A 26865-nucleotide genomic window follows, 5' to 3' on the forward strand; every position below is an offset into this window, starting at 1 on the left:
TCAGCCTTACAGAGAGATAAGTAACGTATTAATCCGTGAGTGAACCCGAATCTGGATACCAATGTTTAGTTTGTAATACCGGAAAGGATGGCAGGGAATAACGGAAGCAAAGAGATGGAAATTGCAGTCGCGAAGTGTCGGAAAGAGCATCCTTTACCCCAATTCGACACCGCTACTGTAGAACTTATTCACATACTGGCTTCCTGCGCTTTGCCCCGACGACTGACTGAGCCGCCTTTACGACCGGCCTCAACAGCTCTGTCTGGATTATTTTTGAAATTTCCGCTGCTGGCCTTTCCGCCTTTGCTTCCCGCTTCCGCAGCCCGCTGTGGGTTTTCCGCGAAATTACCTGATCCGCCTCGATGCGTCGTCATGTTTACTACCTCGCTTAAGGTGTCTTATGTTGCAGAGTTATTAAGCGTCGTAGTGATTCCCACTAATAGCAAATATAAACAATGAATTGCGGAAGCATAAAAATAAAGAAAATTCATTCCGTCTCGCTTAAGCCCGAATTTTTATCTATTATAAGCAAAGGTTTCAGCATGAAATTTGTACGAAATATCAAAACATCGTACAGCTTTTTACTGGAATGTTTTAAGATGATTCTTAAGAGTACGGTGCAACTGCCGGTTCTTTAATCCTGAGTAATAACTAACGTACAGCATAATAAGGTGATGAGGTTCAGCACAATTGAACTTCATACTTCACATTTAAATGTGCTGGTTCAGATTATTGAAGAATATTAAGGAAAGATAACATGCTCAGATCCCACGCTTTAAAAGCCGCATTTTCGATAGTCATATCTTTTGCCGTGCTGGCTGCGCCAGTTTCTGCAAATCCGGGCAACGGTAACGGAAACGGGGGTGGCGGCCAGGGTAATGGTAATAATGGCAAAAGCGGAGAGCATGGAAATAAAGGGCATGGTCATGCCGGTCCTAAAGACAAACAAGGAAATCGTAAGAACGCCGGCCGACCCGATAATGTCGGATCAGATATCAACTTCTCTTTTGCCCGTAATCTTGCCGTCAATTATGGCCTTGTCGGCTATCAGTCTTTGCCGCCTGGAATAGCTAAAAAAGTTGCGCGTGGTAAACCTTTGCCTCCGGGTATCGCCAAAAAAAGTTTGCCGGCATCAATGCTAAATGAACTGCCCTATTATCCTGGCTACGAATGGCGAGCCGTCGGAGATGATTTAGTGCTGATAGCCCTGAGCACCGCTGTCGTGACCGCCGTAATCAATGGCGTTTTCGACTAACCTTTAAAACTTTTTCGTACGGGTCAACATTCCTGGAGGCGCGCCAGTCACACGCTTAAAGGCTTTTCGGAAGGCGCTCTCCGACTTACAGCAACTCAAACAACATATCCAGAAAGGCGCGCACGGCGGGATTTGCCCTGCGGCTTTCGGGCCACAGAACGGTCAGGTTATGTCGTTCCGTGGCAAACTCAGCCAGCACCAGAACTAACGCGCCCCGCTCTACCCACGAAGCCGCCATAAAGCTGGCGGCCATTCCTATACCGGCTCCGGCAGCGACGCTGACAAGCACGGCTTCACTGGCATCCGTCACGATGGCCGACGATGGATGAATCTCAACTTCACGCGAGCCGATCGTAAAGGGCCAGCGGAACAGCTGACCGGTACTTTTGTAGATCAGATTAACCGTCTGATGATTGACCAGCTCATCGGGATGCTGAGGCTCCCCGCATCGTTTCAGGTAGTCAGGCGAGGCGTAGCAACAGAGCTGATAAGGTGAAAGCCGACGCGACAGCAGGCTCGAATCAGCCAGCTCCCCAATCCGTATCGCGATATCCACGCCCTCTTCAATCACGTTTATGCGCTCGTCACCGAGGCGCAGATCAATCTTCACCTCGGGCTGGCGCTGACGAAACAGCGGCAGCAGCGGTGCAAGCAGATGAACTCCCACCGGAAGCGAGGCAGCGATGCGCACCGTGCCGCCAGGTTGTGCGCGCGCACGCTTCGCAGCCTGTTCAATCTCCTCTGCGTCCCGCAACAGCCGCAGTACCCGCTCATGTAGATCGCGCCCTTCCGGCGTCAACGTGATCGACCGCGTGGTTCGCGTAAAAAGCACCACCCCTAAATGCTGCTCCAGCCGCTGGATATTTTTGCTGACCGACGAGGGCGACACTGAGAGCGCCCGGGCAGCCGCCGTATAGCTGCCCAGCGATCCAGCACGCGCAAAAGCGATGAGGCCAGTCAGGCTTTCAAAACCGATTTGTTCTTTCATGGCATAAGTAAAACGAAATTGCAGCCCATTATCAACCTGTGAATACCGTCTTATCCTATCAGCATCAATTCAAATCGAAGGAAGTGGCGATGAGCGAAACAATGAAAGCGGTGCGCCTGCATATGTTTGGTGGCCCGGATGTGCTGTGTTACGAGAATGCGCCCCGGCCACAACCTGCGGCCGGTGAAGTACTGGTTCGGGTGCACGCGGCGGGAATCAATCCACCTGATCTCTATCTGCGCGATGGTTACCGTGCTTTGCCACCCGAATGGCAGCCCTCCCCAATGTTTCCGCTGATTCCCGGCACGGATATCTCCGGCGTGGTGGCGGCAATCCATGAAGATGTCACTGGATTTGATGTCGGGGATGAGGTCTATGCGATGGTCAGATTTCCGGATGACCTGTTCACCGGCAGCGGCGGTTACGCAGACTATGTCGCTGTTCCGGCGAATCAGCTTGCGCTTAAACCGCGGAGTTTAAGCCACGTGCAGGCCGCTGCCGCGCCGATGTCTCTGCTGACAGCCTGGCAGTTTCTGGTTGAAACCGGCCACGAGGCGCCGAATCCTTTTCAGTCGTTCCCTCACGTTCCGATCGCGTTAAAGGGAAAAACCGTGCTGGTTAACGGAGCGGGCGGCGGCGTCGGACATCTTGCGGTGCAGATTGCCCGATGGAGAGGCGCACGGGTTATTGCCGTAGCCTCCGGGCGACACGAATCTCTGTTACGAGAGCTGGGCGCAGAGACGTTTATTGATTACAAAAAGGTCGCGGCAGAAAAGCATATCAAAGATATCGATCTGGTCATTGATACGGTGGGCGGCCCGGACATGGCACGATTTCTCACTGTCATCCGTCCGGGTGGTGCCCTTTATCTGGTCAATCCGCTGGCGTTCACGGCATACGATGAGGCCGCCCGCCGGGGTGTGACTGTGTCATCCATTCAGGTTCGTTCCAGCGGAGAGCAGTTGAAACAAGCCGGTGTGTTGCTGGAAAACGGCACCTTGCGGGTCGTGGTTGAGAATACCTGGCCGCTTTCAGCAGCGGCGCAGGCCCATGAACGTGCTTCGCGGGGCAGCATTCAGGGCAAAATTGTTCTGACGATTGAGTAAATAAAGGCTCAGTCTCCAGAGAGACTGAGCCGTTTACGGGCGAACGACCGTCAGTTTAAAGGGGCCGCTGTTTTCGGCAGCGTGCGTAACAGCATGATTAATCTCACTCAGTGCAAATTCCGTCACTGTGTAATGGCTGAGATCCAGCAGGCCGGACCGGATAAGGCCCACCATCGTGTAAACAGCCTCGGGTTCAATTCGCGGAAGTTAACCTGACCCCCCACTCTCCCACGGGATAGCCGCCCGGATGAGCTATCGTCCTGTTGAAAGTTTGCTGGCCTGGCGGATGATTGCCCCTTTAGATGTCCTGCGACAGACTACGTGCGTCACGCTATTCCGGAATGCGGGCAATCACTTTGATCTCAAAATCAAACCCAGCCAGCCAGGTCACGCCCACCGCTGTCCAGTTTGGATAAGGCGGCTGCGGGAAAACGCGCTGCTTCACCTGCATGATGGTTTCGAACTGATTCTCCGGATCGGTGTGGAACGTGGTGACATCGATCAGGTCGTCAAACGTACAGCCGGCCGCCGCAAGCGTGGCCGCCAGGTTTTCAAACGCCAGTTCAACCTGAGCAGCAAAATCGGGTTCCGGCGTGCCATCGGTGCGGCTGCCCACCTGACCCGAGACAAACAGCAGATCGCCAGAGCGGATAGCCGCGGAATAGCCATGCTGCTGATAGAGAGCGTGACGATTGGCAGGAAAAATGGGTTCGCGTGTGATCATAGAATTTCCTTAACAGCCTCAGTGGGATTACAGGATGCAGCGCATACGGGTTTGATTTAATATACGCGGCGTATGTCACATTAATCATACATACGCGTCGTATGTCAATTAATATACGTCGCGTATGTGAAAGGAGAATCCATGGCCGTAAAGCGTCGTGCAGAATCAATGGAAGAAAACCGGGCAAAACTGATCGCGGCAGCGCGCACTGCCTTTGCCGAAAAAGGCTTTGCCGCCGCGTCAATGGATGAGCTGACGGCCAGCGTGGGTCTCACTCGCGGGGCGCTTTACCATAACTTTGGCGATAAAAAGGGGCTGCTCGCGGCGGTCGTCGCGCAGGTTGATGGTGAAATGGCGCAGCAGGCTAAAGCGGCAGCGTCCGGCGTGACGGATGAGTGGGAGAAGCTGGTGGCCGAAGGCATCGCCTATATCCGCATGGCGATGGATGCCGAAGTGCAGCGTATTGTGCTGCGTGATGGCCCGGCTTTCCTGGGCGATCCCGCGCAGTGGCCCAGCCAGAACAGCTGTCTGGCAGCCACCCGCGAAACGATTGTAAGGCTGATCGACAGCGGATTGATTAAGCCGATTGACGCCGATGCCGCCGCACATCTGCTGAACAGCGCGGCGTTGAATGCCGCACTCTGGGTCGGCTCCAGCAGCGATCCGGAAAACGCGCTGCCAAAGATGATCGCGGTATTTACCCAGCTGGCAGGCGGCTTGCGCCAGAGCGTTTAAAGCCGGACTCTGAACCGGCAGCCCTTAGCGCACGCCTGAAACCGGGCAGAAACTTTTAGTTCTTCATTTAGCGCGACAGCGGAATCAGACCGGTCTCCTGATACGTCGCAATCAGGCTATCAAAAATTTTAATATCCTCGCGTGTGCGGGCAATTAACTGCGCACCCGCCACCGCGGTGTAGATTGCCAGCGCGCGCTGAGCATTTTTCTCTGTGTTATCAGGGTCCTTTTCGCTCAGAACCTGAGTCAGCCACTCAACGTTCGCGTCGACGAAACACTGTACTTCACGCTTCACTTCCTCCGGCAAATCGTCATATTCCGCTGCCATAAAGCTGGAGAGACAGAGCCGGTTGGCATCTTCCAGCGACATACGGAAAATCTGCGGATAGCGCTGCAGCGCCTCATCCGGTGAGGCACTTTGCTCGCGGATAGTCTTTAAATTCTGCGCCGTGTCCTGCCAGTATCGGTTAGCGACGGCGGCTCCCAGATGGGCTTTGCTGGCGAAGTGATAATAGATACTGGCATTCTTAATCCCCACCTCATCAGCGATGCTGCGAAAATTAATCCCGTTATAGCCATGATTCTGAGCAGCGCTCTTTGCTGCTGCCAGAATAGCTTCACGTGCGTTCAGGCTCATAATCCTGTTTTCCTTAAAGAGGTGAAGGCCCATTATAAACAAAAAAATTTTACCTGCCAACTGGTAGACAGAGATTGACAGCCTGAAAGTTCAGCGCCACAATTAAACTACCAATTGACAGGTAGGTAAATTAACCATGACTGATATCAACAATGCAACTGTAGCTTCTTCACTCCCATCCATGAAAATCTATGACTGGTATGATGGCCCTTATCCTGCACGCGTCAGAATCGCCCTCGCGGAAAAAGGATTACTTTCTCAGGTGGAATTTATTCCGGTAAATCTGTGGACAGGTGAGCATAAAAAGCCTGAATTTTTGGCCATCAATTACTCAGGCACCCTGCCGGTATTAGCGCTGAATGATGGAACGCTGATCGCAGAGTGCACCGCGATAACGCAATATCTGGACGTACTGGATGACAATCCTGTTCTGACTGGTGTCACGCCGGTAGAAAAAGGCGTTATCCATATGATGACCAAACGGGCTGAAATCGAATTTCTTGATGCGGTCAGCGTCTATTTCCACCATGCCACCGCAGGACTGGGGCCAGAGGTTGAGCTTTATCAGAATGCGGAATGGGGTGAGAAGATGCGCGAAAAGGCCATTCGTGGCATGCACTATTTCGATGGCGTTTTACGCTCGCAGCCTTATGTCGCGGGCAATACGTTTTCGATGGCCGATATCGCTGTAACAGGCGGAATGATTTTCTCGGCTCTGGTGAATCTTGCTGTGCCTGACGAATGTACTGCACTGAAGGCCTGGTATTCAGATATCCAGCGCCGTCCCAGCTATCAGCAGTGGCAGGCACTGGTTGAAGCGGGCCGCCCGGTGTTTAATCCTTAATTTCAGGATACTGCGTTTACAGGCTTGTCTGAATCACGAAGCCTGGCAGATAAAAAACCCCGGAAATGCTTCCGGGGTTTTCTGTTTTTAAGACGCGCAGTCTCAGCGCCGCAGTCAGACTACGTTGCCTGTCTCTCTAGCCTGCATTGCGCTCAAAGTGGCTGTTCACAAAGGCACGGCAGCGCGGCGAGATGGGGTCCAGGAACACCTGCTCAGGCGAACCCGATTCCTCAATCATGCCCTGATGCAGAAACACCGCTTTGTTCGACACGTCTCGGGCAAAGCCCATTTCATGCGTCACGATAATCATGGTGCGCCCTTCTTCCGCCAGGCTGCGGATCACCCGCAGCACCTCGCCCACCAGCTCCGGATCCAGCGCGGAGGTCGGCTCATCAAACAGGATCGCTTTCGGCTGCTGGGCCAGCGCCCTGGCAATCGCTACTCGCTGCTGCTGTCCACCCGAAAGCTGCGACGGCCAGGCGTCGCGTTTTGCATAGAGTCCCACTTTATGCAGCAGCGCTTCGGCTTCTTCAATCGCCTCTTTGTGGCTGCGCTTCTGCACATGAACCGGTGCTTCAATGATGTTCTGCATCACCGTTTTATGCGGCCACAAATTGAAGCTCTGAAACACAAAGCCGAGCTGCATCCGCATCAGCTTAATACGACGGCGTTGCTCGCGGCTCAGTTTCTCATCGGCGTTATCCAGCGTGACGTTAATGTCGCCGACCGCGATTTCGCCCGCCTGCGGTACCTCAAGAAATGGTATGCAGCGTAACAGCGTACTTTTGCCCGACCCACTGGCACCAATCAGCGAAATCACATCGCCATCCTGCGCAGTCAGGCTGATGTCGTGCAGCACTTCGTGTCCCGCATAACTCTTTCTGAGATGACTCAGCATGATGGTGGGTGCGGTCATGAGCGTGCTCCAAAATAGTAAGGTGATAAGCGTCGTTCCAGTATTGATACCCCTTTGCTCACCAGCATGGTGAGTATCAGGTAGATCACCGCCGCACTCAGGAACACCTCCAGCGCCCGGAAGGTGGAGGAGACAATCGAGTCCGCAATGCCGGTCATCTCCATCAGGCTGATGGTACTGACCAGCGACGTCGCTTTGATCATCGAGATGATTTCATTGCTATAGGCGGGTAGCGCCTGGCGAATCGCAATCGGTAAGGTGATGCGGGTGAAGATCTTATACGACGACATGCCCGAGACTTTGGCGGCCTCCAGTGACTGCTGGCTGACCGCGCGCAGCCCGCCACGCAGGATCTCCGAGGTGTAAGCCGCATCGTTGAGAATCAACGCCAGCAAACCGCACCAGTAGGGATCGCGCAGCAGCGGCCAGAACAGACTGTCGCGCACCGCCGGTAAACTGCCGAGGCCGTAATAGACCATAAAGATCTGGATCAACAGCGGCGTACCGCGAAACAGCCAGACATAGAAACGACAGAAGAGACTGCCGGCGCGCGTCATGCGCAGCAGATTAAGCAACAGCGCCAGCACGCCGCCACCCAGTAACGAGAGCAGCGCCAGGTTAATGGTCAGCGGCAATCCTTTCAGCAGCGCCAGCAACGTCTGCTGTAAAAACATCATATCCACGTGGACTCCTTATCCCTTCACGCGCTGTTGACCGCGCATCGCAAACTTTTCCACGTAGCGGAAAACCATATCGGAACAGGTGGTGATAATCAGGTAGATCACCGCGCCTACGCTGTAGAAGAAAAAGGACATCTGGGTGGAGTTAGCCGCAGTAGAGACCTGGTTCATAGTTTCCACCAGCCCGGTCACCGAGACCAGCGCCGACTCTTTGATCACCGATTGCCACTGGTTGCCCATGCCCGGCAGCGCGGTGCGTAACGCCTGCGGCACGATGATGCGACGAAACATCATCAGCCGTCCCATGCCGGTCACGGTCGCGGCTTCCAGCGTCCCGCCCGGAATGGCGTAGAACGCCCCGCGAAACACGCCGCTCTGATAGGCACCGGAGATCAACCCGATGGCGATCGCGCCCGCCACAAAACCGTTCACATCGAACGGTCCCTGCAAGCCCAGCGCGGTGCCCACCGTGGAAACGACCTGCCGTCCACCGAAGTAGAACAGGTAGATCACCAGCAGTTCCGGTACGCCGCGAAACAGCGTGATGTACCCTGCCGCCAGCCGTTGCTGCCAGCGCGAACCGGCAATCTGCATCCAGCAGAGCACGCTGCCCAGCACCGCACCCAGCAGCCAGGCGCAGAGCGATACGCTGACAGTGACAGCGGCGGCGCTAAGCAGCACGCCGCCCCAGCCCTCATCCCCGAAACCCAGTATCTGCCAGTCAATATTCATCAGCATCCGCGATTACGCTTTTGGTGCGACATCTTCGCCAAACCATTTCATCGACAGTTTGCTCAGCGTGCCGTCTTTGATCATGGAGTCCAGCGCCTGATTCAGCACCTGCTGCAGCTCGCTGTTGCCTTTACGCAGACCAATCGCCGAGCCTGCGCCCAGCACGCCACCCGAGAAGCCATAGCCGCTGCTGCTGATCGCATCGCTGTTCTTTTTCACAAAGGCGTTGAGGTTGGTACGTGAAGCCATGACCGCATCCACACGGCCATTCATCAGGTCAGCAAAGGTTTCCGGACCGGCCTGATAGGTACGAATGGTGGCGACATCGCCCAGGTATTTCTGCAGGAAGTCCGCCTGAATGGTGGCGACCTGCACCGCAATGGTTTTGCCTTTGAACGTGGTTTTCAGTTCGTCGATCGCTTTTTTCATGCCAGCGTCATCATCTGCGGTCACCACCGTGCCGCTGCCTGGCAGCGTGGCAAGCGGGCTCTTTTTCGCGGTCACAAAGCTGGAGACGCTGACGGTGTACTGATGAGTGAAGTCAATCGCTTCCGCGCGTTTTGGCGTCACGGTTACCGCATCGACCACTGCATCATATTTCCCGTCAATCAGTCCCGGGATCATGCCTGACCATTTCTGCGCGATGATTTCATATTTAAAGCCCGCACGCTTTGCCAGCTCGGCCACCATATCCGGCTCATAGCCGACGATTTTGCCGCTCGGGGTGGTCTGGTTGAACGGAGGATAAGCCGCTTCAGTCGCAAACTTCAGGGTGCCGAAATCTTTCGCCTGGCTGAATGCCGAAGTGGCGAGCAGCGCCACGGTCAGAGAAGCCGTGAACAGGCGGTTACGCATCATCATATAAACCTCATTTATTTATTATTAAGAGAGTAAGTCAATTGCAAGGCGGGTCAGCGCCTGCGTCCCGGCGGCAATGCTGCGTTCATCCGGCTGATAGTCGGAGTTATGCAGATGATCGTCACGGCCCGGCGTAGCCGATCCAATATGGATCTGACAGCCCGGTACCCGTTCGGTAAACAGTGAAAAATCTTCGGCTCCAAAGCTGGCGCTGGGCTGCGCGATGATCGCCTTATCAAACTGATGCGACAGAATCTCTTCCAGTGAATCGATCAGGCGATCGTCATTCATTAATGGCGGCACACCACGCTGGAAGTTAACCTCCACCCGCACGTTCTGCGCCAGTGCGACCCCTTCGCACATCCGTTTAAATGACGCTTCCATGGCGGCGCGCACTTCCGGCGATTTGGTGCGGATGGTGCCCTGAAACAGGCAACTGTCAGGAATAATGTTGTGAGTCGTGCCGCCCTGAATGTGCCCGATGGTTAACACGGCAGAGTGAGCGGGATCGCGTTCACGTGAGATGATGGTTTGTAGCTGGCTGATGAGATGCACGGTGGCGAGTATGGGATCGGTGCCCATATGCGGACGTGCCGCGTGGGTCGATACGCCATGTACCGTCACGTCGAATTCATCGCTGGAGGCAGTGCTGGCGCCGCGCGTCAGGGCGACTTCGCCCGCCGCCAGTTCAGGCTTGTTGTGCAGCGTCACAGCCCAGTCGATGCCGTCTGCCACGCCGTCGGCGATCATCGCCTCCGCGCCACTTTCTGGCGTCTCTTCCGCAGGCTGGAATATCAGCCGGACCCGGCCTTTGAGCTGCTGACGATAGTGCGGCAAGATGCTAGCCACTCCTAGCATCGTGGCCGTGTGAATATCGTGACCACAGGCGTGCATTTTTCCGGGATAGCGGCTGGCAAAGGGCAAACCGGTCTGCTCATGGATCGGCAGCGCGTCCATGTCGGCGCGCAACAGCAGGGTTTTGCCCGGCTCTGCGCCGTCGATATCGACCACAACACCGCTGCGGCCCACGCCAGTTTGCGGCTGAAGTCCCAGCGCCCGCAGGTAGTCAGTTACCAGACTGGCGGTGCGCAGCGTATCAAAGCCTAATTCCGGATGCGCATGGATATCACGTCGAATCGCCACTAATTGAGATTCAAGTTCATTAACTCTGGCTTTTATTTCCCCGGCCAGTCGTGCTTTTTCCTGATTCATAGCAGCCCCGGCAATATGCAATCGGCAGTCTGTTGCCGACCGTTATTTTTATCTCATCCGGATGTCGGATGGTGACGACCGTTTATTTATTCACAGCACGTCACAGAAAGCAACGCGTAAGAATTCAGATATAATTATTAAAAATCAGAAGGATAGCGTTATTTATTGGAAAGCCGTATGAGATAGCAGCGGATCAGCAATAATATTAATAATCCGCTTCGTGATATTAATTTGCCTGATTTACAGAGGGATTTGTCGCTTTAATTCAGCGACCGGGTAAAGAAGTCTGCGAGTATTTCCGCTACTTTCTCCGGTTGTTCATCGGGAATAAAATGGCCACAGTCAGGAATCATTTCACTGCTTACCTGCCGCGCCACGGCACGTAACGGGGTGGCCATGTCGGGTATTGAACCCTGGTCGGCGCTGACGGCCAGCAGCGGTGCGCCCAGTTTGCCATTCAGCGCACGCTGGCGATTCTGCTCTGCCGACTGTGCGAATGCGCGGTAAAAAGCCAGTCCGGCCCGCAAAGCGCCTGGCCAGCCGGGGAATAACGTCCCGCCATGCTTAACTGCTTTGCGGGAAACCCGCGAGCAGCACCACGACTTCTTCGTGTTCACGGCCTGCGCAGAGGTAGTGCAGTCGCTGTGAGCCAATATGCGTGAGGTGGTGCTGGTAAAGTGAATGTGACTGCATAAAATCTCCGGATAATAAGGAAACGATCGATTCCTTAATGGATAAAAAATTTAGTCGAGTAGTTTCAGAGCCAGGGGGATGATGCTGGCATCCGGCCGGGTAGCCGCAACTTTACCGGCCACCCGCATCCCCAGCACGATGCAGAGCATCAGTGAAGCGGTGGCGTCACAATCCAGTTCAGGATTGAACGAACCATCCTGCTGGCCCAGCCTGATAATCTGCTGCAGATTGTGCATATTTCGCATGAGCGCAGCGCTGACCGCACCTGCCAGCTCTTCATCCAGCGTCTGCAACTCCACGGCGCTGACTGCGACCAGGCAGCCGCGTTCTCCTTCAACATCGCGCACTGAATCCACGTAAAAATTCAGCAGCGCTGCCAGTTGCCCACGGCCGTTTTCACATTGCGCCAGCCGCGCAGCTAAGTTGCTGTTACGCTGTGAGAGATAGCGGGCAAAGACCGTAGCAAACAGCGTTTGCTTGTCGGTGAAGGCTTTATAGATGCTGCCGGTAGTGAGTTGCATAGCCTGGCCCAAATCACCGATTGAGGTGGCGTGATAGCCTTTTTAACGGAATACCAGCATCGCATTGTCCAGCGCCGCATCGGTATCAAAGGCGCGTGGTCGTCCCCGCTCTTTATAGTGGCTGTCGTTCATTGAGGACACCATTAGGAAATGAGTGTTTCCTTAAAGATAGAGTGATTTGTCGGTGAGTTAAAGTACCTGTTCTATTTTTTTAATATCTTTCATCAGGCTCCAGAAATTGCACCCCTCCAACCAAACGGTTATAATTAAATGACCAATTGGAGGTGACGAATGAAAACATTCAGCTTTTCTGCGGCTAAGACCAGACCGCCACGCTTATGGCAGGCTGCAGGCCTGCACAACGTTGATGGGGTCGCTCTGCTGGGTCAGATCAATGAAGGCCTTGATGGCAACGTGGCTCACCTCATCATCGACTGGGCGAAGATTACACAAAACGACCTGCGCAAAATGTCCGGGATTCCCTCCACGACGTTTAGCCGTGGCGTGAAAGCGAAATTCAGCGCTGAACAAAGCGAACGACTGGTGCGTATTATCCGCGTGATCGATCGGGCGGTTGAACTGTTCGAAGGTGATAAGGATGAAGCGCAGAAATGGCTGAATGAGCCTAACCGGGCGTTGAGCTGGAAAATGCCAGCAGAGCTGATGGCATCTGAAACCGGCGCTTACGAGGTCATGAAATTAATTACGCGCCTGGAGCATGGAGTTTACTCTTGATCCTCTACAGGCTGACTAAGACAAAGTATCTTTCGACAGCCTGGACCGGATTCGGCGCAAAAGAGGCGGGCGGCCGCTGGAACAGCATCGGCATCTCCATGGTTTATGTCTCAGAAACCGCCTCACTGACGTTGCTGGAAACACTGGTCCATCTGCACTCAGCACATATACTGGATGCGTTTACCCTACTGCGCATTGATGTCCCGGATGCGCTGATTCAGACCGCGGATATCAGTGAATTGCCTGCAAACTGGGCCGATGAAGATGCACCAGCGGAACTGGCTGAGTATGGTGACGCCTGGTGTTCTGCCTGCGATGCGGTTGCGTTGCGTGTACCCAGTGCCCTCTCTCCCGTAGAACACAACTATCTGTTGAATCCTGAACACCCGGAGTTTTCCCGGATCGTTCAACAGGCTGAGGCCATTCCATTCCGGTTTGATCGTCGGCTGAAACCGGAGCGTAAATAGACTAACCGGATAGCGACAGGTGGCTCATTCATGCATTTAATAACGATTGAGAGCCGACGCTGATCGGCTCTGAAGCCCCTGTCACTCCCCTGCACGATGCCCCCACCCTCTGACCTGACGCAAAGCACTGACCTTTAACCCTCATCTATACTGCAGCTTATCTTTGCTGAAGGAGCCCGATCATGGGACTGAGCTGGTTTACTCTCTGGCCGCCACTGGCACGCGTACTGTTTATCCTGGCCTGCCTGACCATTATTCTCACCGGCCTCTATCTGGCGGCACCGCTCATCAATCAGGTACTGCTGGCGATGTTACTGGCGATCATGCTTGATCCACTCATTACCCGGCTGGATAAAAAGCGGATACCGCGCATCGTCTCATCCCTGCTGGTCATCATGCTGATGCTGCTGATCATGGTGGTCACCACTATCAAGTTAACCGTGCTGACACCCGATTTGATGCAGCTCAGCCGCCAGGCTCCTGTACTGCTGGCAGCGCGACTGGAACAGCTGACGCTGGCCTTTGCCCGGCTGGATATCGGTATGACGCCCGACCAGCTGCTGACCTTTGTGGATGCGGGCGCGATAGTGCGCATCGTCACGGCTTTTCTGACGCAGATCCCTGGCGTCATCTCCTGGTGGATCATGGTGTTCCTGATGCTGCTGTTTATGCTCTATGAGATGCCGCTGCTGAAAGCAGCACTGCAACAGCGTGTCACGGGAAAACATCAGGACTTTTATCTGGCGCTGCAGGAAGGCATTCAGAGCGTGATTGTTTATGCCCGAGTAAAAACGCTGACCAGTATTCTGGGCGGGGTGATCGTCGGGGTGGGTGCGCATCTGATCGGGCTGAAGTTTGCCTTTTTCTGGGGCGTGCTGATGTTCATCTTTAATTATGTGCCGGTGCTGGGTTCATTTCTGGCCGCCATTCCGCCGGTCATTCAGAGTTACATCATGTTCGATTTGCAGGTTGCGCTGGCGGTAGCCGGATTCTTTGTGGTGCTGAACCTCTGCCTGAGTTCAGTACTCGAACCGCTGCTGATTGGTAAACGACTGAACCTGGCGCTGACTACGCAGCTGCTGGCGTTTTTGTTCTGGCAGGCATTACTGGGGATTACGGGCGGGATACTGGCCATTCCATTGACCTATCTGCTTAAGAAGGTCCTGCTGGCGAGCTATCCGCAGCAGGACCCGGAGACAGAATTAACTCAGTGATGGCGTCTTCACCCGCCAGGCGCGGGTAAGACGTTTCTCGATCTCAACGATGATGAAGATCGCGATGCTGACAATCAGCGAAATCAGCCAGTAGTTAATCGGCAGTGGTCGCGTACCAAACAGCGTGTTCATCAACGGTACATAGATAATGATCGCCTGAAGGACAATCAGCACCAGCGTCACCAGCCAGATTCCACGGTTTTTCAGCAGTCCGCGATCCAGTGAGAAGCCATCTGAGTTACGGCAGTTAAGCATGTAAGCCCACTGCGCGGTAACCAGCATCTGCAGCAGCACGGTGCGGATAAACTCAGCACTGTAGCCGCGCGGTTGCAGCCACGCTTCTAGCACAAAGGCACTGATGGAAATCAGCAGACCGACAAACACCACGCGCCAGATAGCGTAAGCATCCATGACGTGTGCTTTCACATTGCGCGGTGGCCGGCGCATCGCATTCGCTTCCGCAGGCTCAAACGCCAGACCAAACGACAGCGTGGCCGACGTCGCCATGTTCATCCACAGAATCTGTACCGGCGTTAACGGCAGCAGATTGCCCATCAGAATCGCGATAATAATCAGCAGACCCTGCGCCAGGTTAGTCGGCATGATAAACAGAATGGTTTTCTTGAGGTTGTCGTAAACGCGACGTCCTTCTTTCACTGCCGCAGCAATGGTGGCGAAGTTATCGTCGGCCAGAATCATATCGGCCGCCTCTTTTGTCACCTCGGTGCCTTTAATGCCCATCGCAATGCCGACGTTGGCCTGTTTCAGTGCCGGGGCGTCGTTGACGCCGTCGCCGGTCATGCCGACGATCTCACCGCTGGCTTCCAGCGCTTTCACCAGACGCAGTTTATGCTCCGGGCTGGTGCGGGCAAAAATGTCATAGGTTTTTGCAGCCTCAGCCAGTTCGGCGTCGCTCATATGTTCAAGCTGGTAGCCGGTAATCGCGGCCTGGCTGTTACCAATGCCCAGCATCTGACCAATCGCCATAGCCGTTTCCTGATGGTCGCCGGTGATCATTTTGACGCGAATGCCCGCTTTCTGGCACTCGTCGATGGCGGCAATCGCCTCCGGACGCGGCGGATCCATCATGCAGGCCAGACCCAGCAGCACCATGTCACTTTTCAGATCGGCATGGTCCAGGTCGGTAACGGGTGCAGAGGTTCTTTTCCAGGCGGCGGCCACGGTGCGCAGCCCTTCGCTGGCGTAGGTGGTGATGGCCGCATCCCAGTAAGCTCGGTCAATTGGCTCGGCACCGTCCGGCGTTTGCTGCTGCTGGCACAACGTCAGCAGGACGTCTGGCGCGCCGGTCAGCAGCACCCAGGATTCACCATTGGCCACACAACTGACCGACATATATTTATACAGGGAATCGAACGGCAGCTTGCTCACGACGTCGACCGGCTGCGGGGCGGTCATCCCTTTAGCCGCCAGCACTTTCAGCGCACCTTCCGTCGGGCCGCCAACAATCGTCCAGTGCCCCTGATCTTCCTGACGCAGCTGGCTCTCATTACAGGTGTCCACCGCGTGCAGGAATTGCTGGAACAGCGGATCCTGGGCAGCAGTCGCTCCGGTGGTTTCGCCCTGCTCAGCTACAATCTCCCCTTTAGGTTCGTAGCTGTTTCCGCTGACGCGCCAGCGGCTCTTTGCCAGCACGACCGCTTTCACCGTCATCTCATTCATGGTGAGCGTGCCGGTTTTATCGGAGCAGATCACCGACATTGCGCCCAGCGTTTCGACCGTCGGCAGCTTGCGGATAATCGCCTTGGTACGCGCCATCGACTGCACGCCCAGCGACAGAATAATGGAAATAATAGCGGGCAGACCTTCCGGCACAGCCGCAACCGCCAGGCTGATGACGGACAGCGACAGCTCACCGAGTGGGATGTCACGCAGCAGATAGCCGAAGATAAACAGAGCGACCATCATCAGCAGGATGATGAAAAAAATCGCTTTACCGAGTTTGTCGATCTGCACCAGCAGCGGGGTTTTGGCCTCTTTTATGCCGCTGATCATTTCGTTGATATGACCCAGTTCAGTATCACCGCCGCTGGCGATCACGACGCCTGCGGCAGTGCCGGAACTGACGGTGGTGCCGGAGAAAGCCAGATTCAGACGGTCGCCCAGCGATTTTTCACCGCTCAGCGTATCGATGTTCTTCGACACCACCGTCGACTCCCCGGTGAGAATTGCCTCTTCAACCCGCAGGTTATTGACTTCAAACAGCCGCAGGTCAGCCGGAATTTTGTCGCCAGGCCGTAACATCACCACGTCACCAACCACGATATCGCGCGTGGCGACTGTGACCTGCTTACCCTCGCGCACCAGCATCGCTTCGCTGGCGAGCATGTTCTGGATACTTTTCAGTGATTTCTCGGCATTACTCTCCTGAATAAAACCGATCAGGGCATTGATGACGGCCACGCCGATAATGACAAAGGTATCGACCCAGTGGCCCATGATCGCGGTGATGACCGCCGCGGCCAGCAGAATGTAGATCAGCACATCTTTAAAATGCGCGATGAATTTGAGCAGTGCAGATTTTTCCGCTTTTTGCGGAAGCGCGTTGGGGCCCTTTTTCTGCAGACGTTCCTGTGCAGTCGCAGTGGATAATCCTGCAGGTGAACTCTGAAGGTCAGAAAATATCTCGGTCACACTACGCTGATACCAGGGGCGCTCAGATAAAGCTAACGCTTTATCCTGCTTATCATTATTTAGCATATATAAACCTCGTGCCATTTAGCGATGAATTAAAGGCGCAATTAAAAGGCAGGCATCTTGCGGCATACCTCTCCCGCCGGTAATGACCGATATCATATTTACGTAAGAAACGTCTGATGAGTAACATTAAATGACTAAAATAAATCTAACCTATATTATGAGAATGACAACGTTGTTTTTGTTTAGCTCTGGTTTAAGTATGCTGATGCAGTGTTCAACGGCTTATTCTCTGGCTCGCAAAAGGAAACTCTAATGAAAAAACAGAGCATTATCATGCTTTGCGGTTTCGTTATTCTCGCGGTTGCCGCAACCACGCTGGTGGGCTTACTCACCTGGCTAGTCGTCTCACAGATGGCAGCCTAACCCGATTCAGACGAAGCGGCGTTGCCGTCTCGTTAAAATATTATTACGAACATTCAAAATAATTTTATCCCGGTCGCGATAAGCATCAGGGCTAATGACGCCTTAACGCTTATTAAAATGCTGTGAAATAGCTGATGTTAAGGCGAAGAAAATGATTAAACGCAAGGTTATCCCCCTTTATCTCTGTTGTTTATTTATGACAGCGTGCGATCAGAAAAAAGTACCGGAGGCTCCGCCGCCGCGCGTAATTAAAGTATTCACCCTTGAATCGGATATCGCGCAGAATATCCGGGTTTTTCCTGCACGTATTCAGGCGGGTGATAATACCGACCTCGCATTTAAACGCGCAGGCCAGCTGGTACAGCTCAATATACGTGACGGAACGCCTGTAAAATCAGGGCAATTGCTGGCCACCCTGAATGATGCGGATGCAAAACTGCGGGTACGCGACCGTCAGACCGCACTGCAACTGGCGGAGCGACAGTTTCAGCGCTTTAACACGCTGGCCCAGCGCAGCGCGGTTTCAAAGTCTGAGATGGATATTCAGCGCGCTAACCGTGATGCTGCCGCGACTGCACTGAAGATCGCGCAGGAGGAGTTACAGTTCCTGACCCTGCGCGCGCCGTTCGATGGGGTTATTGCCCGCGTACAGGCGCGTAATCATCAGGTGGTCGCCGCCGGACAGCCGATTGCGCTGCTGACCCGGGCCGATCTGCTCGACGTCATCTTTACGTTGCCGGAAACCCTCTTCACCAGCCTCGACATCCAGAATATTCACTATCAGCCTGAGGTGCAGTTTAACGCCCTGCCCGGTCGCTTTTTTACCGCACAATACAAAGAGCATACCAGCCAGACCGACGCCGCCACGCTGACGTATCAGGTGGTGCTCACCATGCCACGTCCGGCGGATCTCCCTGGCGTTGCCGGTCTCAGCGGCTCGGTGCGCGTTAAGCTGCATAACCTGCCGAATGCCCCAGCCCAGCCGCGTCTGGTGGTCCCTGCGGCTGCAGTATTTAATCCCGATCGCAGCCCGACCAATCAACCGCATGTCTGGCTGGTTGAGCAGGATGGCGAGGCGCTGCGTGTTAAAGATCAGCCGGTTGAAGTGGGTCGTCTTACCGCTCAGGGCATTGAAATCATCAGCGGGCTGAAGCCGGGCGACCGCATTGTCGCTGCCGGTGTCGGTGAGTTGCGTGACGGTGAAGCGGTGCGCATCTGGCAGCGTGAGCGGGGGTTATAATGCGTATTCAGGAGCATTTTATTGATAAACCGATTCGCATCTGGATGGTCATTCTGCTGCTGGGCGTCGGCGGTATCTATGCCCTGCTGAACATCGGCCGCCTTGAAGATCCGCTGTTTACCATCAAGTCGGCGGTGATTGTCACTCAGTATCCTGGCGCGTCAGCCCAGCAGGTTGAAGAGGAGGTCACGCTGCCGCTGGAGAATGCGCTGCAACGCCTGCCGTCGCTGGACAACGTCACCTCCATTTCCGGCAATGGTCTGTCGCAGATTACCGTTAATATTCAAAGCCGCTATCTGGCCGATCAGCTGCCGCAAATCTGGGATGAGTTACGCCGCCGGGTCGGCGACGCGGCGCGGCAGTTTCCGCCTGGCGTGCAGGCGCCGCTGGTGAACGACGACTTCGGCGATGTGTATGGCTACTTCTTCGTTATCCACGGCAAAGACTACACGAACAGCGAACTGCGCAACTATGCCGATCAGCTGCGCCGCGATCTGGTGCTGGTGCCAGGCGTAGCGAAAGTGGCGGTCGCAGGTGTCGAGCAGGAGGAGATCCGCATCGCGCTTTCCTCCAGCAAAATGACCGCCTATGGCATGACGCCGCAGCGCGTCGCCGATCTGCTGAGCCGGAATAACAGCGTTGCCAGTGCCGGCACGCTGCGGGTCGACAGCGAATCGATCCGTTTTCATCCTACCGGCGAGCTACAGACGCTCGACGATCTGGCTAACCTGCCGATTCTGCCGGCGGGCAGCCCGCAGAATGTGCATCTTCGCGATATCGCTACCCTGACGCGTGGCGTCACCGATAATCCCGCCAATATCTACTTTGCAGACGGTGAAGCGGCGCTGGCTATCGGCATCTCGTTTGCGCCCGGCGTCAATGTCATCGATGTCGGCGACGCGCTCACCGCCCGCATGGCGCACTATCAGCAGGATACGCCCGCCGGCATCAGCATGAAGGTGTTTTATAACCAGGCGCATGAGGTGAAACAGTCGGTTGACGGCTTTATCCTCAACTTCCTGATGGCGCTGGCGATTGTGGTGGGAACGCTGCTGCTGTTTATGGGCCTGCGCAGCGGCATGGTGATTGCCGCTTCACTGGCGCTTAACGTGCTCGGCACACTGCTGATCATGTACCTGTTTAAACTTGAGCTGCAGCGGGTGTCGCTGGGTGCGCTGATTATTTCGCTCAGCATGCTGGTGGATAATGCCATCGTGGTGGTTGAAGGGGTGAAGATCGACCACCAGCGCGGGCATCCGTTACAGCAGGCGATTGCCCGCATGGTACGGCGCACCGCACTGCCGCTGCTGGGGGCGACGGTCATTGCGATCCTCGCCTTTGCACCGATTGGTCTGTCGCAGGATTCAACCGGCGAATATTGTAAATCGCTGTTCCAGGTGCTGCTGATTTCACTGATGCTGAGCTGGGTCACGGCGCTGACCTTAACCCCGGTGTTTATCAACTGGAGCGAGAAGCGCCGGGGCGCGGCTAGGCCTGATCAAACCGAACCACCCGCGCCTTATCAGGGCGTGGTCTTCCGGCTTTATCGTCAGGCTCTGGGCGGCCTGTTGCGTTTTCGCATCACCACGCTGACGGTGATGGTGGCGTTGCTGGCCCTGTCGCTGTATGGCTTTACCCTGGTGAAGCAGAACTTCTTCCCCTCCTCCAGCACGCCGGTCTTTTTCACCGATCTCTGGCTGCCCTACGGCACCGATATCCACTATACCGCCAATACGGCGGCGGAAATTGCCCGGTTCATTAATCAGGATCCGGACGTCGCGGCGACGGTCACTACGGTTGGCCAGGGCGCACTGCGCTTTACCCTGACCTATGACGCGGCGCGCCAGTACAGCAACTTCGCTCAGATCATGGTGCGGGTTAAGGATGCCCGACAGCTGGATGCGCTGTCGCTAAAGACCGAGGAGTACATTCAGCAGAACTTCCCGCAGGTGAATCAGCGCATCAAGCGTATTCAGTTTGGCAGCGCCAGCGACAGTGCCATTGCACTGCGGGTGATCGGCCCCGATCCTGAAGTGCTGCGCCATATCGGCAGCCAGCTGGATGCGATTTTCCTGGCGGATGGCTCAACCTTCCCGGTGCGTAACGACTGGCAGGAGCGCAGCAAAGTGATCCGCCCGGATTATTCGGCACTGCGCGGTCAGGAACTGGGCATCGACAAGCGCGATATCGATCAGGCGCTGAGAATGAACTTCAGCGGCGACGCAGTGGGCATCTTCCGTGACGGTACGAGGCTGATGCCGGTGATGCTCTACCCGACGGATGATGAGCGGCAGAGTGTCGATCACATTGAGAACATCCAGCTCTGGAGCGCTGCCCTGCAACACTTTGTGCCGCTGAGCAATGTGGTTTCTGACTTCCGTCTGGAGTGGGAAAATCCGCTGATTATGCGCCGCGACCGCACGCGCGTGCTGACGGTGCAGACCGACCCGGATCCCGCCTCAGGATTAACCTCCGCGCAGGTCATCGCCAGGGTGCAGCCGCAAATTGATCAGCTGAAACTTCCGTCTGGCTATCGGCTTGAATGGGGTGGCGAGCTGGAGAGTTCACGCGAAGCACAGAGCGGCCTGCTCAGTTCGCTGCCGGTGGGCTTCCTGGCAATGTTTATCATTACCGTGCTGATGTTTAATTCGCTGCGCGACGCTGTTGCTATCTGGATCACCGTGCCGCTGGCGCTGATTGGCGTTACCTGTGGCTTTTTAATTACCGGAATACCGTTTGGTTTTATGGCGCTGATTGGGCTGCTGAGCCTGTCGGGCATGTTGATCCGTAACGGAATCGTGCTGATTGAGGAAATCAGGCTGTTCCAGCAGGAGAAGTCGCTGCAGCTGGCGATTATTGATGCGGCGACCTCGCGTCTCCGCCCTATCCTGCTGACCGCTTTCACCACCGTGCTGGGCCTGTTGCCGCTGCTGCGCGACGTCTTTTTCCAGAGCATGGCCGTCGTGATTATTTTTGGTCTGGGATTTGCGACTGTACTTACCCTGCTGGTGCTGCCGGTGATCTATCGCTGCTTCCACGGCCGGGAGGCGCGCGGTGAATAAGACCGGGCTGGCAATGCTGAAGACGCTGGCCTGTATCACCGCCGTGTCGTTTTTTACGCTGTACCAGAGCTACGACAGCTACCATTACGACATCAATCTGACGCTGAACGTGCTGAGTTTTGTCTCGACGATCGCCACGCCGCTCTATTTTCTGCTGAGTGGCTATATCGATGCCGGTGAGCTGCATACATCCGCGTGGCAGCTCGGCAAAATTCGCCGCATTCTGCTGATTTTTATCTTCTGGTTCAGCTTTTTCTGGTTTGCCGGGATGCACCATAAAGGCTATCTGATTCAGCCATGGTTCGTGATTGCGCTGATTGTGATTTACGTCTCGCATCCACTAATCGACTGGCTGATTCAGCGGCCAGGACTGATGGCAACCGGGATTTTGCTGCTGCTGGTATCGGCGTTTGCCTATGACCTGCTCGCCAGCCTCTATCCGGGCCGGCGTGCCTTTTCGCTGCTGCCGCAATACCGGATCTGGACGTGGGTGCTCTACTACCTCACCGGCCGGCTGATGGCCGCGCCGCGGGTGATGCAGTTGCTGACCTCACCCAGAGTGATAAAGATCAGCCTGCTGTTGCTGCCCGCGGTGTATCTCTTCACCTGGCTGTATGAACGTCATTACTTTATCGCGCGCTTTCTGGCGACCCACAATGAGGTGGAGCTAACGGGCTCGCAGGTTTATCTGCTGGTGGTGTTGATCGTCATCGGCATTAACGCGGTCCGCCTGCCGGAAAAAGGTCAGTGGCTGACCTCGTTCCTGACCACGCTCGGGAAAACCATGACCGGCGTTTATATCCTGCACTATCTTGTCTTTGGCCTGCTGGCGGCCGCCATCCACATTCAGACGCTGGGCGATAAATTGCTGGTCATCGCCCTGACGCTGATCTCCTCGATGGCGCTGTCACTCCTGCTGCTGCGTATCCCCGGCGTCCGTAAGCTGATCAGCCTGTAGCCGCCGCGCGGCACGCTCGGTTGCCGCCCGGCGCGTAGCAAGGAACTCTGCCATTTTCGCCCGCGCCTGCTCCACTTCCTGTGGCGGCGCGGTCTGCGGCGAACCGCTGGTGAACGGCGGTTCGGGATCATATTCCATCTGCAATTGGACTGCTTTCGCGACCGCGTCTCCGGCGATTTCAGCCACCAGCGTCAGGGCAAAATCGATACCCGAAGTGACGCCCGCGCCGCTGATACGATTGCGGTCGCGCACCACACGCTGGTTGACCGGCTCCGCGCCCAGCAGGGACAGCTGATCGATAGAGCTCCAGTGCGAGGTCGCACGATATCCCTTCAGCAATCCGGCCGCTCCCAGCACCAGCGACCCGGTGCAGACCGAGGTTATCCACTGCGCCTGAGCGGCCTGCTGTCGAAGGAAATTCAGCGTGACATCGTCTGACATCAGGACAATCTGCCCCGGCCCGCCAGGCACACAGATCACATCCAGCGGCGGACAGGCATCAAACGTGGTGGCAGGCAATATCGACAGGCCGCGATCGGAACGCACCGGCAGAAGATCTTTCCAGATCAGATGACATTCGACGCCAGGCGTGCGCGCAAACACCTCCCACGGGCCGGTGAGATCGAGCTGAGTGACATCAGGGAACAGCAGAAGGCCAATCTGTAGCGGACGATTCATGGGGGAAACTCCGGGCGGGGGATGAACACTCATCATGCCGTGATGCCCGGTGAGATATCAATCCCTGACGCGTCAGGGCACAACAGCGTCAGGGCACAGCAGCGTCAGGGCACAGCAGCGTCAGGGCACGCCGAGGAAACGCAGCAGCGCCGTCATCGCCGCCGCCCCCAGAATAATCACAATCAGCGGTGCCCGACGCCAGGCCAGTAACAGGGCAAAGCCCACGCCTGCCACCCGAGCCACACCGGCAAAATGCTGGCCCTCAAACAGCGTCGTGGTCGCCGCGACCGCCAGCAGCAATATCGTGGCAGCGTCGGAGAGCATCTGCTGGGTGCGTTCGCTGATGGGCAGACGGTTTCCCAGCCTGACGCCGGCAAAGCGCATCAGATAGGTGCCAGCAGCCAGCATAGCGATCCCGGCGATGATCATTCCCTGATGCGTCATTTGCGCGATCTCCATGTCAGCAGGCCCAGCAGCGAGAAGAGCACCGGCATGCCCGCCGGAACCAGCGGCGTCGCCAGCAAGGAAAGCAGCGCGCCGACGGTCGCAGGAATGCGGGTGCGTCGCTGCCGCAGCGCCGGGAAGATCAGGGCGATCAGGATGGCCGGGAACACTGCATCCAGCCCAATAACCGAGACATCCGGAATAAACTGCCCGATCGCCGCTCCGGTCATGACACTCACCGGCCAGATTAAGCCGATACCGATGCCGCACAGCCAGTAGGCGCTGCGACGCTGAGCCAGCTGCGGCTGAGAGATACCAAACACCACACTTTCATCGTTCATGATGTGACAGCCAAACCAGCCGGACGGTCCCTTTCCCACCAGATCTTTAACCGCAATACCAAACGGCAGGTGACGCGCATTCACCAGCAGGCCCGCAGCGGCGGCGGTAAAGGGACTGCCCCCACCCGCCACAATGCCAATAAAAAGGAACTCCGATGCGCCCGCCAGCACCAGCGTTGACAACGCCAGCGGCACCCAGAGCGGAAACCCGTCGGCGGAAGCCAGCGAGCCATAGGATAAACCGACAATTCCATCAGCCAGGCAGACCAGGAAAATCGCTTTGATCACCCCTTTGTCCAGCAACTGCATTTGCGGAAAAAGCATCACTCTGTCTCATAATGAACGTATAATCCGATATAATGAACAGCGCGACGGCGCTTTACAAGTCGAACGTTGTGTTCGATATAAAAAACATTCAGGTTATCAGGAGTGCGTTTGAATACCCCTATCAGCATTATTGCCAATGCCTTAGTGCGTGAACGTCAGCGAGCGGGTCTGTCACTGGCTGAAGTGGCGCGCCGCGCCGGGATCGCCAAATCCACGCTGTCACAGCTGGAAGCGGGTAATGGTAATCCGGGCATTGAGACGTTGTGGTCGCTGTGCGTGACGCTGAATATTCCCTTTTCACGTCTGCTGGAGCCGGATGCGCGACGTCTGCAGGTGATTCGACGCGGAGAAGGTCTGTCGGTGACGGCGGATCTGGCCGACTATCAGGCCGTTTTGCTGGCATCCTGCCCGCCTGGCGTCCGGCGTGATATCTATCTGCTGGAGGTTCAGCCCGGCAGCGAACGTATTTCCCAGCCCCATATTCCCAATACCATCGAACATATTATTATGGCTAAAGGCCGTGCGCTGGTCGGCCCGGTCGACAGTGCGGTGGAGCTGGATGTGGGTGATTACATTACTTATCCGGGCGATGAGCTGCATATCTTTCGGGCGCTGGAACCCGATACGCTGGCGCTGCTGGTGATTGAACACAGCTGATCACTGTTCCATGAGCTTCTGTTGCGTTTCGGCGGGCGTGAGGTGAGTGATCAGCTGCACCTCACTGCTCAGCCTGATGTCCGGATAGTGCTCGCGCATCCCCTCCAGGAGCACCGCATCCGGCCATTCAGCCTCTTTCCCCAGCCGCGCGGCCACCTCATTTAAGCGCAGCATTTCGATCTTCGTCACCCAGATGATGATCTCGTCCGCGGCATCCTGCTCATTCACCAGTTTCAGCAGGCCGGTAACGATCTCGCCTTCCTGCCAGCGTATCGTTGAGGTTTTTGCGCCGCTTCTGACATCAGGCATAAGCCGCGGCACCAGTGTGAGTTGTTGCATCTGTTCTCCTTTTTTCTTCACCATCTTCATTGGCGGACACGTGAATAGAAAACCCGATTGAAAATAGCGTCATTAATGTTATGTTATAACATATATATTAATCACTGCTGACAGGTAACAGTATGCCACTCTCTCTTCGTACATCCGAGGATCCCCGTCTACCGGTTGCGGTTCTCTCCGGCTTTCTCGGTGCCGGTAAAACCACCCTGCTCAATCATATTCTCAACAACCGCGAGGGACGGCGGATCGCGGTCATCGTCAATGATATGTCTGAAATTAACATTGACGCTGCTCTGGTGCGCGATGGCGGCGCACAGCTGTCACGTACTGACGAAAAGCTGGTCGAAATGAGTAACGGCTGCATCTGCTGCACGCTGCGGGAAGACCTGCTGCTGGAGGTGAAACGTCTGGCGCAGGCCGGTCGCTTCGATCATCTGGTGATTGAGTCTACCGGCATCTCTGAACCGCTGCCGGTTGCTGAAACTTTTACGTTTGAAGATGAAGAAGGTGAAAGCCTGTCGGCTTATGCCCGTCTGGATAGCATGATTACCGTGGTTGATGGCTTCAATTTCCTGCGCGATTACCGTTCAGTCGATGATCTTCAGTCTCGCGGCGAGTCGCTGGGCGAGCAGGACGAGCGATCAGTGGTTGATTTGCTGGTGGATCAGATTGAGTTCTGTGATTTGCTGGTACTGAACAAAACGGATCTGCTCAGCCAGTCGCAATTGCATGAACTGCAGGGCATGCTGCGTGCGCTTAATCCAGATGCCCTTATTGTGAACAGTGAGTTTGGCCAGGTTCCGCTGGACTGCCTGCTGAATACCCGTCGGTTTGATTTCGATCGGGCAGCACAGGCTCCGGGCTGGTTGCAGACCCTGCGTGATGAGCATCTGCCGGAATCGGAGGAGTATGGCATTCGCAGTTTTGTCTATCGCGCCCGCCGTCCGTTCCATCCGCAGCGTTTCTGGGAGGTCGTTAATCACCAGCTTGACGGGGTTATCCGTTCTAAAGGCTACTTCTGGCTCGCCAGCCGGCCAGACTATGCCGCGATGTGGTCGCAGGCGGGCGCCGTGGCGCGTCAGGGTTATGCCGGGCGCTGGTGGGTCAGTGTGCCGCGAGTGGACTGGCCACAGGATGCGGATTCCCTCAATTTCATCGCTGAACAATGGCAGGAAGGCATCGGCGATGCGCGTCAGGAGCTGGTATTCATCGGCATTGAAATGGATGAAAAGCGTATTCATTCCGCGCTGGACCACGCACTGCTGACACCCCATGAGATGGCTGCAGGCCCTGAGCACTGGATCAATCTTGCCGATCCGGTGCCTGCCTGGTTTGATGAAACCACTGCCTGAAGCGGCGGTTGACGTCCTTCTCTGACTTCGCAATAGTGAACCGAACCGGCGGGTAGCAGTTTTCCACTC

The 26865-nt window shown here is 55.7% G+C and carries 27 protein-coding genes and 2 pseudogenes; 12 read left to right on the forward strand and 17 right to left on the reverse strand.

Annotated features, from left to right (window positions below; genetic code table 11):
* Positions 1 to 188: 188 nt before the first annotated feature.
* Positions 189 to 374: a general stress protein gene (locus ACN1CO_RS16210; protein ID WP_419139829.1), complete on the reverse strand. Its 186-nt coding sequence runs from the start codon at positions 372 to 374 to the stop codon at positions 189 to 191.
* A 383-nt stretch (positions 375 to 757) separates the two neighbouring features.
* Here ACN1CO_RS16210 and ACN1CO_RS16215 point away from each other — a divergent pair, with 383 nt between their 5' ends.
* Positions 758 to 1255, forward strand: coding sequence for an anti-virulence regulator CigR family protein (locus ACN1CO_RS16215; protein ID WP_419139830.1), 498 nt, complete (start codon positions 758 to 760; stop codon positions 1253 to 1255).
* 85 nt (positions 1256 to 1340) lie between these two features.
* Here ACN1CO_RS16215 and ACN1CO_RS16220 read toward each other — a convergent pair whose 3' ends face one another.
* Entirely contained in the window at positions 1341 to 2243 is a 903-nt protein-coding gene (locus ACN1CO_RS16220) for a LysR substrate-binding domain-containing protein (protein ID WP_419139831.1), read from the reverse strand.
* A gap of 89 nt (positions 2244 to 2332) precedes the next feature.
* Here ACN1CO_RS16220 and ACN1CO_RS16225 point away from each other — a divergent pair, with 89 nt between their 5' ends.
* A complete protein-coding gene (locus ACN1CO_RS16225; RefSeq protein ID WP_419139832.1) occupies positions 2333 to 3349 on the forward strand; it encodes an NADP-dependent oxidoreductase in 1017 nt (338 codons plus the stop codon).
* Between the two features lie 331 nt (positions 3350 to 3680).
* On the opposite strand, the gene ACN1CO_RS16230 is transcribed toward ACN1CO_RS16225, so the two are convergent.
* Positions 3681 to 4073, reverse strand: a complete 393-nt coding sequence (locus tag ACN1CO_RS16230) for a RidA family protein (RefSeq protein WP_419139833.1) — start codon at positions 4071 to 4073, stop codon at positions 3681 to 3683.
* Positions 4074 to 4214: 141 nt separating this feature from the next.
* Here ACN1CO_RS16230 and ACN1CO_RS16235 point away from each other — a divergent pair, with 141 nt between their 5' ends.
* Entirely contained in the window at positions 4215 to 4808 is a 594-nt protein-coding gene (locus ACN1CO_RS16235; protein WP_419139834.1) for a TetR/AcrR family transcriptional regulator, read from the forward strand.
* Positions 4809 to 4875: 67 nt separating this feature from the next.
* On the opposite strand, the gene ACN1CO_RS16240 is transcribed toward ACN1CO_RS16235, so the two are convergent.
* Entirely contained in the window at positions 4876 to 5445 is a 570-nt protein-coding gene (locus tag ACN1CO_RS16240; RefSeq protein WP_419139835.1) for a TetR/AcrR family transcriptional regulator, read from the reverse strand.
* Positions 5446 to 5581: 136 nt separating this feature from the next.
* On the opposite strand from ACN1CO_RS16240, the gene ACN1CO_RS16245 reads away from it, so the two are divergent.
* Positions 5582 to 6289: a glutathione S-transferase gene (locus ACN1CO_RS16245; protein ID WP_419139836.1), complete on the forward strand. Its 708-nt coding sequence runs from the start codon at positions 5582 to 5584 to the stop codon at positions 6287 to 6289.
* A 136-nt stretch (positions 6290 to 6425) separates the two neighbouring features.
* Here the strand turns inward: ACN1CO_RS16245 and ACN1CO_RS16250 are convergent, their stop codons facing one another.
* The 8 genes and pseudogenes from ACN1CO_RS16250 to ACN1CO_RS16285 all read right to left on the reverse strand — a co-directional run bounded on the left by ACN1CO_RS16250 (position 6426) and on the right by ACN1CO_RS16285 (position 12045).
* Positions 6426 to 7205 carry an ABC transporter ATP-binding protein gene (locus ACN1CO_RS16250; RefSeq protein WP_419139837.1) on the reverse strand — a complete coding sequence of 260 codons (780 nt, stop codon included), beginning with the start codon at positions 7203 to 7205 and terminating at the stop codon, positions 6426 to 6428.
* Positions 7202 to 7888 (reverse strand): ABC transporter permease, encoded by a 687-nt coding sequence (locus ACN1CO_RS16255; protein ID WP_419139838.1) that lies wholly within the window; start codon positions 7886 to 7888, stop codon positions 7202 to 7204. Before ACN1CO_RS16255 ends, ACN1CO_RS16250 begins: the two co-directional genes overlap by 4 nt.
* Positions 7889 to 7897: 9 nt before the next feature.
* Positions 7898 to 8623: an ABC transporter permease gene (locus tag ACN1CO_RS16260; protein WP_419139839.1), complete on the reverse strand. Its 726-nt coding sequence runs from the start codon at positions 8621 to 8623 to the stop codon at positions 7898 to 7900.
* A gap of 6 nt (positions 8624 to 8629) precedes the next feature.
* Complete coding sequence (locus tag ACN1CO_RS16265; protein ID WP_419139840.1) at positions 8630 to 9478, reverse strand: substrate-binding periplasmic protein; 849 nt, start codon at positions 9476 to 9478, stop codon at positions 8630 to 8632.
* A gap of 21 nt (positions 9479 to 9499) precedes the next feature.
* A complete protein-coding gene (locus ACN1CO_RS16270; RefSeq protein ID WP_419139841.1) occupies positions 9500 to 10687 on the reverse strand; it encodes a M20 metallopeptidase family protein in 1188 nt (395 codons plus the stop codon).
* A gap of 260 nt (positions 10688 to 10947) precedes the next feature.
* Positions 10948 to 11223 (reverse strand): annotated as a pseudogene (locus ACN1CO_RS16275) (alpha/beta fold hydrolase); the annotation flags it as partial.
* 28 nt (positions 11224 to 11251) lie between these two features.
* Positions 11252 to 11380, reverse strand: a complete 129-nt coding sequence (locus tag ACN1CO_RS16280; RefSeq protein ID WP_419139842.1) for a hypothetical protein — start codon at positions 11378 to 11380, stop codon at positions 11252 to 11254.
* Positions 11381 to 11430: 50 nt separating this feature from the next.
* Positions 11431 to 12045, reverse strand: a pseudogene (locus ACN1CO_RS16285) (TetR/AcrR family transcriptional regulator).
* A 147-nt stretch (positions 12046 to 12192) separates the two neighbouring features.
* Between ACN1CO_RS16285 and ACN1CO_RS16290 the strand changes: the two are divergent.
* From ACN1CO_RS16290 to ACN1CO_RS16300, 3 genes are all read left to right on the forward strand, one after another.
* Positions 12193 to 12636, forward strand: coding sequence for an antitoxin Xre/MbcA/ParS toxin-binding domain-containing protein (locus tag ACN1CO_RS16290; RefSeq protein WP_419139843.1), 444 nt, complete (start codon positions 12193 to 12195; stop codon positions 12634 to 12636).
* On the forward strand, positions 12633 to 13103 hold the full coding sequence (locus ACN1CO_RS16295) for an RES family NAD+ phosphorylase (RefSeq protein ID WP_419139844.1): 471 nt from the start codon (positions 12633 to 12635) through the stop codon (positions 13101 to 13103). The genes ACN1CO_RS16290 and ACN1CO_RS16295 overlap by 4 nt, the downstream gene beginning before the upstream one ends.
* 182 nt (positions 13104 to 13285) lie before the next feature.
* Complete coding sequence (locus ACN1CO_RS16300) at positions 13286 to 14317, forward strand: AI-2E family transporter (protein ID WP_419139845.1); 1032 nt, start codon at positions 13286 to 13288, stop codon at positions 14315 to 14317.
* On the opposite strand, the gene ACN1CO_RS16305 is transcribed toward ACN1CO_RS16300, so the two are convergent.
* Complete coding sequence (locus tag ACN1CO_RS16305; protein WP_419139846.1) at positions 14306 to 17035, reverse strand: cation-transporting P-type ATPase; 2730 nt, start codon at positions 17033 to 17035, stop codon at positions 14306 to 14308. The two genes, ACN1CO_RS16300 and ACN1CO_RS16305, sit on opposite strands and share 12 nt — an antisense overlap.
* Before the next feature lie 514 nt (positions 17036 to 17549).
* Between ACN1CO_RS16305 and ACN1CO_RS16310 the strand changes: the two genes are divergently transcribed.
* The 3 genes from ACN1CO_RS16310 to ACN1CO_RS16320 are packed head-to-tail and all read left to right on the forward strand — an operon-like array spanning position 17550 to position 22658.
* Positions 17550 to 18638, forward strand: coding sequence for an efflux RND transporter periplasmic adaptor subunit (locus tag ACN1CO_RS16310; protein WP_419139847.1), 1089 nt, complete (start codon positions 17550 to 17552; stop codon positions 18636 to 18638).
* Positions 18638 to 21700, forward strand: coding sequence for an efflux RND transporter permease subunit (locus tag ACN1CO_RS16315; protein ID WP_419139848.1), 3063 nt, complete (start codon positions 18638 to 18640; stop codon positions 21698 to 21700). Before ACN1CO_RS16310 ends, ACN1CO_RS16315 begins: the two co-directional genes overlap by 1 nt.
* Positions 21693 to 22658: an acyltransferase family protein gene (locus tag ACN1CO_RS16320; RefSeq protein WP_419139849.1), complete on the forward strand. Its 966-nt coding sequence runs from the start codon at positions 21693 to 21695 to the stop codon at positions 22656 to 22658. Before ACN1CO_RS16315 ends, ACN1CO_RS16320 begins: the two co-directional genes overlap by 8 nt.
* Here the strand turns inward: ACN1CO_RS16320 and ACN1CO_RS16325 are convergent.
* From ACN1CO_RS16325 to ACN1CO_RS16335, 3 genes are all read right to left on the reverse strand, one after another.
* Positions 22608 to 23336: a DJ-1/PfpI family protein gene (locus tag ACN1CO_RS16325; RefSeq protein ID WP_419139850.1), complete on the reverse strand. Its 729-nt coding sequence runs from the start codon at positions 23334 to 23336 to the stop codon at positions 22608 to 22610. The genes ACN1CO_RS16320 and ACN1CO_RS16325 overlap by 51 nt on opposite strands.
* A gap of 120 nt (positions 23337 to 23456) precedes the next feature.
* Entirely contained in the window at positions 23457 to 23780 is a 324-nt protein-coding gene (locus ACN1CO_RS16330; RefSeq protein WP_419139992.1) for an AzlD domain-containing protein, read from the reverse strand.
* On the reverse strand, positions 23777 to 24445 hold the full coding sequence (locus ACN1CO_RS16335; protein ID WP_419139851.1) for an AzlC family ABC transporter permease: 669 nt from the start codon (positions 24443 to 24445) through the stop codon (positions 23777 to 23779). Before ACN1CO_RS16335 ends, ACN1CO_RS16330 begins: the two co-directional genes overlap by 4 nt.
* A 111-nt stretch (positions 24446 to 24556) precedes the next feature.
* Here ACN1CO_RS16335 and ACN1CO_RS16340 point away from each other — a divergent pair, with 111 nt between their 5' ends.
* Positions 24557 to 25105, forward strand: a complete 549-nt coding sequence (locus ACN1CO_RS16340; RefSeq protein ID WP_419139852.1) for a helix-turn-helix domain-containing protein — start codon at positions 24557 to 24559, stop codon at positions 25103 to 25105.
* Here the strand turns inward: ACN1CO_RS16340 and ACN1CO_RS16345 are convergent, their stop codons facing one another.
* Positions 25106 to 25444 (reverse strand): ASCH domain-containing protein, encoded by a 339-nt coding sequence (locus ACN1CO_RS16345; RefSeq protein WP_419139853.1) that lies wholly within the window; start codon positions 25442 to 25444, stop codon positions 25106 to 25108. It abuts the gene before it with no gap.
* A 122-nt stretch (positions 25445 to 25566) separates the two neighbouring features.
* Between ACN1CO_RS16345 and zigA the strand changes: the two genes are divergently transcribed.
* A complete protein-coding gene (zigA, locus tag ACN1CO_RS16350) occupies positions 25567 to 26796 on the forward strand; it encodes a zinc metallochaperone GTPase ZigA (protein WP_419139854.1) in 1230 nt (409 codons plus the stop codon).
* Positions 26797 to 26865: the final 69 nt, after the last annotated feature.

It is taken from the genome of Pantoea sp. R13S299, from assembly GCF_048515925.1.
Lineage (GTDB): Bacteria > Pseudomonadota > Gammaproteobacteria > Enterobacterales > Enterobacteriaceae > Pantoea.

What these genes read in the sequence shown, in the direction of transcription:
- ACN1CO_RS16305 (WP_419139846.1), bottom strand. Translation starts at nt 17,035, where the DNA reads ATGCTAAATAATGATAAGCAGGATAAAGCGTTAGCTTTATCTGAGCGC.
- ACN1CO_RS16335 (WP_419139851.1), bottom strand. Translation starts at nt 24,445, where the DNA reads ATGCTTTTTCCGCAAATGCAGTTGCTGGACAAAGGGGTGATCAAAGCG.
- ACN1CO_RS16310 (WP_419139847.1), top strand. Translation starts at nt 17,550, where the DNA reads ATGATTAAACGCAAGGTTATCCCCCTTTATCTCTGTTGTTTATTTATG.
- ACN1CO_RS16260 (WP_419139839.1), bottom strand. Translation starts at nt 8,623, where the DNA reads ATGCTGATGAATATTGACTGGCAGATACTGGGTTTCGGGGATGAGGGC.
- ACN1CO_RS16235 (WP_419139834.1), top strand. Translation starts at nt 4,215, where the DNA reads ATGGCCGTAAAGCGTCGTGCAGAATCAATGGAAGAAAACCGGGCAAAA.
- ACN1CO_RS16280 (WP_419139842.1), bottom strand. Translation starts at nt 11,380, where the DNA reads ATGCAGTCACATTCACTTTACCAGCACCACCTCACGCATATTGGCTCA.
- ACN1CO_RS16270 (WP_419139841.1), bottom strand. Translation starts at nt 10,687, where the DNA reads ATGAATCAGGAAAAAGCACGACTGGCCGGGGAAATAAAAGCCAGAGTT.
- zigA (WP_419139854.1), top strand. Translation starts at nt 25,567, where the DNA reads ATGCCACTCTCTCTTCGTACATCCGAGGATCCCCGTCTACCGGTTGCG.
- ACN1CO_RS16265 (WP_419139840.1), bottom strand. Translation starts at nt 9,478, where the DNA reads ATGATGATGCGTAACCGCCTGTTCACGGCTTCTCTGACCGTGGCGCTG.
- ACN1CO_RS16345 (WP_419139853.1), bottom strand. Translation starts at nt 25,444, where the DNA reads ATGCAACAACTCACACTGGTGCCGCGGCTTATGCCTGATGTCAGAAGC.
- ACN1CO_RS16215 (WP_419139830.1), top strand. Translation starts at nt 758, where the DNA reads ATGCTCAGATCCCACGCTTTAAAAGCCGCATTTTCGATAGTCATATCT.
- ACN1CO_RS16250 (WP_419139837.1), bottom strand. Translation starts at nt 7,205, where the DNA reads ATGACCGCACCCACCATCATGCTGAGTCATCTCAGAAAGAGTTATGCG.
- ACN1CO_RS16300 (WP_419139845.1), top strand. Translation starts at nt 13,286, where the DNA reads ATGGGACTGAGCTGGTTTACTCTCTGGCCGCCACTGGCACGCGTACTG.
- ACN1CO_RS16325 (WP_419139850.1), bottom strand. Translation starts at nt 23,336, where the DNA reads ATGAATCGTCCGCTACAGATTGGCCTTCTGCTGTTCCCTGATGTCACT.
- ACN1CO_RS16220 (WP_419139831.1), bottom strand. Translation starts at nt 2,243, where the DNA reads ATGAAAGAACAAATCGGTTTTGAAAGCCTGACTGGCCTCATCGCTTTT.
- ACN1CO_RS16240 (WP_419139835.1), bottom strand. Translation starts at nt 5,445, where the DNA reads ATGAGCCTGAACGCACGTGAAGCTATTCTGGCAGCAGCAAAGAGCGCT.
- ACN1CO_RS16210 (WP_419139829.1), bottom strand. Translation starts at nt 374, where the DNA reads ATGACGACGCATCGAGGCGGATCAGGTAATTTCGCGGAAAACCCACAG.
- ACN1CO_RS16245 (WP_419139836.1), top strand. Translation starts at nt 5,582, where the DNA reads ATGACTGATATCAACAATGCAACTGTAGCTTCTTCACTCCCATCCATG.
- ACN1CO_RS16225 (WP_419139832.1), top strand. Translation starts at nt 2,333, where the DNA reads ATGAGCGAAACAATGAAAGCGGTGCGCCTGCATATGTTTGGTGGCCCG.
- ACN1CO_RS16290 (WP_419139843.1), top strand. Translation starts at nt 12,193, where the DNA reads ATGAAAACATTCAGCTTTTCTGCGGCTAAGACCAGACCGCCACGCTTA.
- ACN1CO_RS16315 (WP_419139848.1), top strand. Translation starts at nt 18,638, where the DNA reads ATGCGTATTCAGGAGCATTTTATTGATAAACCGATTCGCATCTGGATG.
- ACN1CO_RS16230 (WP_419139833.1), bottom strand. Translation starts at nt 4,073, where the DNA reads ATGATCACACGCGAACCCATTTTTCCTGCCAATCGTCACGCTCTCTAT.
- ACN1CO_RS16330 (WP_419139992.1), bottom strand. Translation starts at nt 23,780, where the DNA reads ATGACGCATCAGGGAATGATCATCGCCGGGATCGCTATGCTGGCTGCT.